Annotated in this window: 6 protein-coding genes and 2 pseudogenes; 1 reads left to right on the top strand and 7 read right to left on the bottom strand. The window is 72.4% G+C overall.

The window, feature by feature from the left end:
* The 5 genes and pseudogenes from G3I19_RS32705 to G3I19_RS32685 form a co-directional block, all read right to left on the bottom strand.
* Positions 1-225: pseudogene (locus G3I19_RS32705) on the bottom strand (mannose-6-phosphate isomerase); the annotation flags it as partial.
* Positions 226-317: 92 nt separating this feature from the next.
* Positions 318-503, bottom strand: a complete 186-nt coding sequence (locus G3I19_RS32700) for a Trm112 family protein (protein ID WP_164267341.1) — start codon at positions 501-503, stop codon at positions 318-320.
* A gap of 84 nt (positions 504-587) precedes the next feature.
* Entirely contained in the window at positions 588-1,961 is a 1,374-nt protein-coding gene (locus G3I19_RS32695; protein WP_164267340.1) for a phosphomannomutase/phosphoglucomutase, read from the bottom strand.
* A 149-nt stretch (positions 1,962-2,110) separates the two neighbouring features.
* Positions 2,111-3,727: a lactate permease LctP family transporter gene (locus G3I19_RS32690; protein ID WP_164267339.1), complete on the bottom strand. Its 1,617-nt coding sequence runs from the start codon at positions 3,725-3,727 to the stop codon at positions 2,111-2,113.
* Positions 3,728-3,933: 206 nt separating this feature from the next.
* The gene (locus G3I19_RS32685; protein WP_343235279.1) at positions 3,934-4,308 is read right to left on the bottom strand and encodes a DUF3499 domain-containing protein; all 375 of its coding nucleotides are present in this window, start codon (positions 4,306-4,308) and stop codon (positions 3,934-3,936) included.
* Positions 4,309-4,628: 320 nt separating this feature from the next.
* Between G3I19_RS32685 and G3I19_RS32680 the strand changes: the two genes are divergently transcribed.
* The gene (locus tag G3I19_RS32680; protein ID WP_164267337.1) at positions 4,629-5,087 is read left to right on the top strand and encodes a metallopeptidase family protein; all 459 of its coding nucleotides are present in this window, start codon (positions 4,629-4,631) and stop codon (positions 5,085-5,087) included.
* Positions 5,088-5,171: 84 nt separating this feature from the next.
* Here G3I19_RS32680 and G3I19_RS32675 read toward each other — a convergent pair whose 3' ends face one another.
* Together G3I19_RS32675 and G3I19_RS32670 are read right to left on the bottom strand one after the other, a co-directional pair.
* Complete coding sequence (locus G3I19_RS32675) at positions 5,172-6,707, bottom strand: DUF5719 family protein (RefSeq protein ID WP_164267336.1); 1,536 nt, start codon at positions 6,705-6,707, stop codon at positions 5,172-5,174.
* Positions 6,704-7,176 (bottom strand): annotated as a pseudogene (locus tag G3I19_RS32670) (hypothetical protein); the annotation flags it as partial. The gene G3I19_RS32675 and the pseudogene G3I19_RS32670, both read right to left, overlap by 4 nt.

Here is a 7,176-nt window from a genome sequence, read left to right as displayed (position 1 = left end):
CAGGGCGGTGAGCAGGTCGGCCACCCCGGTCGCTGCGGCGCCTGAACCGGCCACGAGCACGGCGCGGGGCCGCCCCTCCGGTTTCAGGTCGGCCAGTCCGGCCTCGGCCGCGTGCCTGGCGGCGGTACGGACACGGGCTCCGGCCTCGGCCGCGCCGCGGAGGAGTCCCCGGCGGTCGGCTCGGGCCAGGGCTTCCGGGGCGTCGAGCAACGACTCGTCGAGCATCGGGGTCTGCCTCCGATTCGCCTTGCGTGTACGGGGTGCGTGCGTGGGGCCGCGGGCCTCGCCCGCGCGGAACTTGCCTACGCGGGACTTGCCTACGCGGGGCGGCGGGCCTCGTCGACGAGCAGGACCGGGATGCCGTCGCGGACGGGGTACGCGAGGCCGCACTCCTTACCGGTGCAGATCAGCTCCGGGTTCTCCTCGGCTGCCGACTGGTCGTCGAGCGGGGAGTGGCAGACCGGGCAGGCGAGGATCTCCAGGAGACCGGCTTCGAGCGGCATGGGGGTGGTCCCTTCGAACATACGGTTTGGGCCAGGTCAGCGTACCGCCGGGGCGGGGCGGGTGCGGGGCATCCGCCGGTGCCGTCACCCGGTCCCGCGCACCAGCCCGAGGACCTCGTCGCGGACCTCGGCCATGGTCGTCTCGTCCCGTGCCTCCACGTTCAGCCTCAGCAGCGGCTCGGTGTTGGACGGGCGGAGGTTGAACCACCAGTCGGCGGAGGTCACCGTCAGGCCGTCCAGGGCGTCCGTCGTGATGCCGTCGCGGTGTTCGTACGCCTCCCTGACCAGTGCGGTGCTGGCCGCCTGGTCGGTGACCTCGGAGTTGATCTCGCCCGAGCCGGTGTAGCGGTCGTAGGGGGCGACCAGTTCGGAGAGGGTGCCCGGCTGGTTGCCGAGTGCGGCCAGGACGTGGAGCGCGGCGAGCATGCCGGTGTCGGCGTTCCAGAACTCGCGGAAGTAGTAGTGCGCCGAGTGCTCGCCGCCGAAGATCGCCCCGGTCGTGGCCATCTCCTGCTTGATGAAGGAGTGCCCGACCCGGGTGCGGACGGGGGTGCCGCCGTTCTCCCGTACGACTTCGGGGACCGACCAGGACGTGATCAGGTTGTGGATGACCGTGCCGCCGGGGTGCGCCGCCAGTTCGCGGGCGGCCACCAGCGCGGTGATGGCGGACGGTGAGACGCCGTCGCCCCGCTCGTCGATGACGAAGCAGCGGTCCGCGTCGCCGTCGAAGGCCAGGCCGAGGTCGGCGCCGGTCTCGCGGACCTTCGCCTGGAGGTCGACCAGGTTGGCCGGGTCCAGCGGGTTGGCCTCGTGGTTGGGGAACGTCCCGTCCAGCTCGAAGTAGAGGGGGATCACATCGAGCGGGAGCGGGGCGAGGACGGTGGGGACGGTGTGGCCGCCCATGCCGTTCCCCGCGTCCACCACGACCTTCAGCGGGCGGATCGCCGAGAGGTCGACCAGGGAGAGGAGGTGGGCCGCGTACTCCTTCAACGTGTCACGCTCGGTGACGGTTCCCGGCGTCGCCGTGGTCTCGGGGGCGCCTGTCGCGGACCAGGTCTCGACGAGCGTACGGATCTCGGCGAGGCCGGTGTCCTGGCCGACCGGGGAGGCTCCGGCCCGGCACATCTTGATGCCGTTGTACCTGGCCGGGTTGTGCGAAGCGGTGAACATCGCCCCGGGCAGACCGAATTGTCCGGACGCGAAGTACAACTGGTCGGTCGAGCAGAGGCCGATGAGGGTGACGTCGGCGCCGCGCGCCGCCGCACCGCGCGCGAAGGCGCCGGACAGGCCGGGCGACGAGGGGCGCATGTCGTGGCCGACGACGATCGCCGACGCGTCCGTCACCTGGACGAAGGCGGCCCCGAACAGTTCGGCGAGCGACTCGTCCCACTGGTCGGGCACGACCCCTCGCACGTCGTACGCCTTCACGACCTGTGACAAATCGACAGCACCAGCCACGTCGGTCCTCCTGATATCCGCTCGGTCCGTCACGGGTCCATCGTCCGCCACGGGCCCATCAAACTACCTGGAGGAATCGGGACTCTCCGCGAGCCGGAGCGGGCCGCCGGGCGCGCGCCGTAGGCAGGCGCCCTCCCGCAGTCGCGCTCCTACGGCAGCATCCAGTCCAGCAGCGCCGTGCTCTGCGCGGTGACGATCAGACACATCACCAGCAGCAGCCCCAGACTCCACGGCAGCACCTTGCGCAGCAGATCGCCCTCCTGCCCCTTGAGCCCCACTGCCGCGCACGCGATCGTCAGGTTCTGCGGGGAGATCATCTTGCCCAGCACCCCGCCCGAGCTGTTGGCGGCCGCCAGCAGTTGCGGGGAGAGCCCCGACTCGTGTGCGGCGGACACCTGGAGTGCGCCGAAGAGGGCATTGGACGAGGTGTCGGATCCGGAGACGGCGACCCCGAACCAGCCGAGCACGGGTGAGAGGAAGGCGAGTCCGGCGCCCGCGGCGGCGACGAAGTGGCCGATGGTGGCGGCCTGTCCGGAGAGGTTCATGACATACGCGAGCGCCAGGACGGAGGTGACCGTGAGGATCGCGTACCGCAGTTCGCACACGGTCGCCGCCCACTCCCGGAGCGCGGCCCCCGCCCGTACGCCGATGACCGCAGCTGTCAGCACCCCCGCGAAGAGGACCAGCGTCCCGCCGGTCGAGATGAGCGGGAGCGAGAAGACATTGCCGGAGACCGGCTTCCCGCCGGGGCCCGCGACATGGAGGAACGGCCAGTCGAAGAGCTGGGTCGCGCGGTCGAACAGCCGCTTCACGGGCGGGATCTGGGCGAGCGAGAAGATCACGACGATCAGCCCGTACGGGGCGTAGGAGCGCACCACTTCGCGCCGGGGATCGGCCCCCTCCAGGTCGGCGCTGCGTTCGCCGGTGAGTACGGCGGCCCGCACCGGTTCCGCGACCGGCCTGCGGGCGCCCGGCACGGCCATCAGGGCGGCGGCCCCGACCAGCGCGGCCAGGATGTCGGCGAGCTGCACGGAGACGAAGTTCGACGCGGCGAACTGGGCCGCGGCGAAGGCGACTCCGCAGACCAGCGCGGGCGCCCAGGTCTCACGGAGTCCGCGCCTGCCGTCCACGATGAACACCAGCAGCAGCGGTACGACGAGGGCGAGCAGCGGGGTCTGCCGGCCGACGACCGAGGCGACCGTGTGCAGCGGCACTCCGCCGACCTGTGCGAGCGTCACCACGGGGGTGCCCATGGCGCCGAAGGCGACCGGTGCGGTGTTGGCCACGAGGGCGACGACGGCGGCGCGCGCCGGATCGAAGCCGAGCGCCACCAGCATCACCGCGCAGATCGCCACCGGGGCACCGAACCCGGCGAGCGCTTCCAGCAGCGCGCCGAAGCAGAAGCCGATGACGAGGGCCTGGATGCGGGGGTCGTCGGAGAACCGGCCGAAGGAGCGCCGCAGGATGTCGAAGTGCCGGGTGCGGACCGTCATCCGGTACACCCAGAGGGCGTTGACGACGATCCACAGGATGGGGAAGAGGCCGAAGAGCGCCCCCTGGACGCCCGAGGAGAGCGTCTGGTCGAGCGGCATGCCGTACGCGAACAGGGCGACCAGGACCGCGACGGCCAGCCCGGCCAGGCCGGCCCAGTGGGCTTTCATCCGGACGGCGCCGAGCAGCACCATGACGGTGAGCAGCGGCAGGGCGGCGGTGAGTGCGGACAGGGCGAGTGAATCGGCTACGGGTTCCAGCGGCTGCACAAACACAGGGCCTCGATCCTCCGGGTGGAGGAATGCTCATGTTCATGGCAACCGGAAGTCAATGATCCGGACAGGATGCGGAGCCGACGGGCAGAAGCGGGGCCAGGAACAGCCGGCCGGAGCGGGGCGGCGGGCAGGGGTGGCAAAACGGTGTGACAGACAGGGGCGGCAGCGGGAGCGGTGGACCGGACAGGGGCGGCAGAGCGGCCCGCTCAGGGCTCCGGGGAGCGCAGTACGCGGAGGTGTCCCCGGCGCCCGCTCTCGGTCTGACCGGCCTGGCGTGCGCCGCCCCCGGGCTCGGGAGCGCGCTCGTGCGGCCTGGCGGCTTCCCGTACGGCGTTGGCGAGCGCTTCGAGATCGTCACCGCTGGGCCTGGCCGGGGCCGAGCCGTCGGTGAGACGGACGACCTCCCAGCCGCGCGGGGCGGTCAGCCGCTCGCCGTGCTCGGCGCACAGGTCGTAGCAGTGGGGCTCAGCGTAAGTCGCGAGCGGACCGAGGACCGCGGTCGAGTCGGCGTAGACGTACGTCAGCGTCGCGACGGCGGGGCGGCCGCACGCGGTGCGAGAACAGCGACGTACAGGGCTCACGGTATGGGACGGTACCGCACTCTTGAGCGGGCCGCGACGACTCACCCCGGCGTCACTCCACCGTGTCGTGGTGCGAAGCCCGCCCCGCCCGCCCCGGCGGCAACTCGCTTGACCTGCACGGGTACAGGCGCATACAGCGAGTGACGAATCGAATCCAGTCATCCGCCCATCGATATCCAGTCAAGTGCTGTGAGATCACCGATCGAAAGCGGCTGGGCTGCCGGTCGTGAACTTGTCCGGAATGCTCATTCCGCGACATGACGGCTGCACCACGGCCGTCGGCATCGCCGCGCTCCACGGAGAGCTACCCTGCGTCAGTGATGGACAGCTCACTACCGCCCCAGCCCGCCGAGCCCAGGCCGCGCCGCCGCGACCGGCACGGCCGGGGGATGCGCGGGCCCGTGGCCCCTCCGCAGGTCCCGCTCTCGGCCAGCCGCGGGGACTCCTTCCGCGATCTTGTGGCGGACTCCGTGGAGCGCCTGGAACGGCGCTGGCCGCAACTCTCCGAGGTCGACTTCCTGGTGCTCGACGTCCCACGCGTCGATGGTGCCGACAGCGCCGACGAGTGGCCGGGCGAGACAACCGTGCCGCTCGGCAACGCGGTCTCGGCGGAGAAGGACAGCCCCGCGCGGATCGTCGTCTACCGGCGCCCCGTCGAGATCCGCACCAAGAACCGCGACGAGCGGGCGCTGCTGGTGCACGAGGTGGTCGTGGAGCAGGTCGCCGAACTGCTCGGCCTGGCACCGGAGTCGGTCGACCCGCGGTACGGACAGGACTGAGCCGCACATCGGCCGGCCCCCGTCGGCGCCCCCGTCGGCCGGCCCCCGGCCTGACCACTGGCCGGTCCCGCCGGCCGGCCCCCGTCAGTCGTCCAGCAGTGACAGGTCCTGCTGGGCGTGCGGCACCGAGACCGTCCCCCGGTCGTCGGGCAGCGTCTGCACCGTGAACATCGGGACCCCGTCCTGCGGGAGTTCGAGCATGCGCGAGGCGTAGACCGGGCCGCCGCCCGCCTCCGGCTCGACCGTCAGCGCGTACGAGCCCTTGAGACCGGGCGGCGGGGTCGGCTTGACGGCCAGCGTCGTACCGCCCTTGACGGTGTACTCCTTGACGGCCTGCGAGCCGCCGCCGCTGCCCGCCGACGACGTGACCCGCACCTTCGCCGTCGCGCCGGGCGCCGCCAGCGAAAGGACCGAGCCCTTGGACCTGTTGTCGGCCGCCGAAGCCCGGTCGCCCACCGGTGCGGTCGCCGGGATGAAGGCGGTCTCCTGCTTGCTGCCCTTGCCGCGCACCACGCGCAGGGCGGCCACCACGGGCGTCTTGCCGCCGCCCGACGGAGAGAGCACCAGCGAGCCCGCCGCACCCCTTGTCACATCGCCCAGGTCGGCCGATGTGGTCATGCCCGCCTTGAGGTGCAGCGTCTCGTGGCCGGCCGGGGTGATCGTGCCGTCGGCGCCGGCCAGCTGGATCTTGAGGTCCACGTCGTCCGACCCCGGGGCGAGTGCCACCAGGCGTACCGAGGTGGCGTCCGCCGGGATCCCGGGGAGCACCAGCTTGTCGGCCGGGGCCGTGGAGGCGGGCAGCCAGTCGCTGCCGAGCTTGTCGTCCATGGACTGCACCACGGCGCCGACCCTGCCGCTGCGGGTGCTGACATGGACGGTGAGGTTCTCGGCCGGGTCGGGCGCCAGCGTCGAGAGCAGGACCGGGACCGTCGACTTCGCGGGGACCGTGATCCCCTCCCCCACCTCGGACTTGACGGCGCCGTTCTTGCCGTACAGCTCGATGTCGGCGACGGCCGCGCTGTCGTCGGGGTTGGTGAGGTGCACATAGTCCTGGCGGGATGCAGCCGTGCTGGCGCCGGGGAACCAGAAGTCGGTGTTCGGCGCCGTGCAGTTGGTGCCGAGCACCCCGCGGGAGCCGCCGACATCGACCGTCGTGGTCTGCTGGACGGTCCAGCCGGGGGCCAGCGGGCCGTCGGCCGAGCCGATCAGGGCCGGGGTGTCGCCGCCGGACTCCTTGTCGACGACGGGCTTGCCCGGCTGCTTGAGGGTCACCACCGGCTTCCCCTGGCCGGACGCGCCGCCCTTGCCCTCGGCGTCCTTGCCCTTCTTGCCGTCCTTCTTGCCGTCCTTCTTCCTGTCCGCACCGGTGACGGACGGCAGCAACTGCGCGTCACCGGCCGTCCCACCGCCCTTGCCCGCCGGGGTGAAGGCGGTGTACGAGGTCTCGGCCAGGTCGGAGGTGCTGGGCACCGGGCAGACCAGGCTGGAGCGCTCGACCGGCAGCCGGGCCGCGGCCTGCTGCGCGGGGGCGGCGTCGGACGGTGCGGCGACCACGGCGAACCCGGTGATGGCCGCGAGGGCTGCGACGGCCGCCGCGAGGGCGATGGCGGTGCGGTTCACTGGTTGCTCCCGTCGGGGCGGTGCTCGTTCTCGTCGGGGTAGGGCGGCTGCCGCGGTGGCTGCACATAGCCGTACGGGTCGTACTGGCCGTCGGGGTGCTGCTGGTACGGGTCGTACTGCTGCTGGCCCTCGGAGTACTGGCCCTCGGCGTACTGCCCCTCCGGGTACTGGCCCTCGGCGCCGTACGGGGCGCCCTGGCCGTACTGACCGGGGGCGTACTGGCCTTCGGTGCCGTACTGGCCGTCCCCGTACTGGCCTTCGCCGCCGTACTGCCCTTCGCCACCGCCGTACTGTCCGGCCGGGTACGGGCTGTAGTCGCCCGTCGTGTACGCGGGCTGCTCCCACTCGCCGTAGGCGGGCTGCTGGGGGATCTCCGTGCCGTACTGCGGGGCGAAGCCTCCGTCGGCGGGGGGCGCGGCGTCCGCCGCCGGGTCCGCGCCGGGATCCGCGGGGCCCGCCGGGGCGTACG

Source organism: Streptomyces sp. SID10853, assembly GCF_010548145.1.
Taxonomy (GTDB): domain Bacteria; phylum Actinomycetota; class Actinomycetes; order Streptomycetales; family Streptomycetaceae; genus Streptomyces.
The sequence above is the reverse complement of the archived record's forward strand: the minus strand, read 5'-3'. Positions and strand labels throughout refer to the sequence as shown.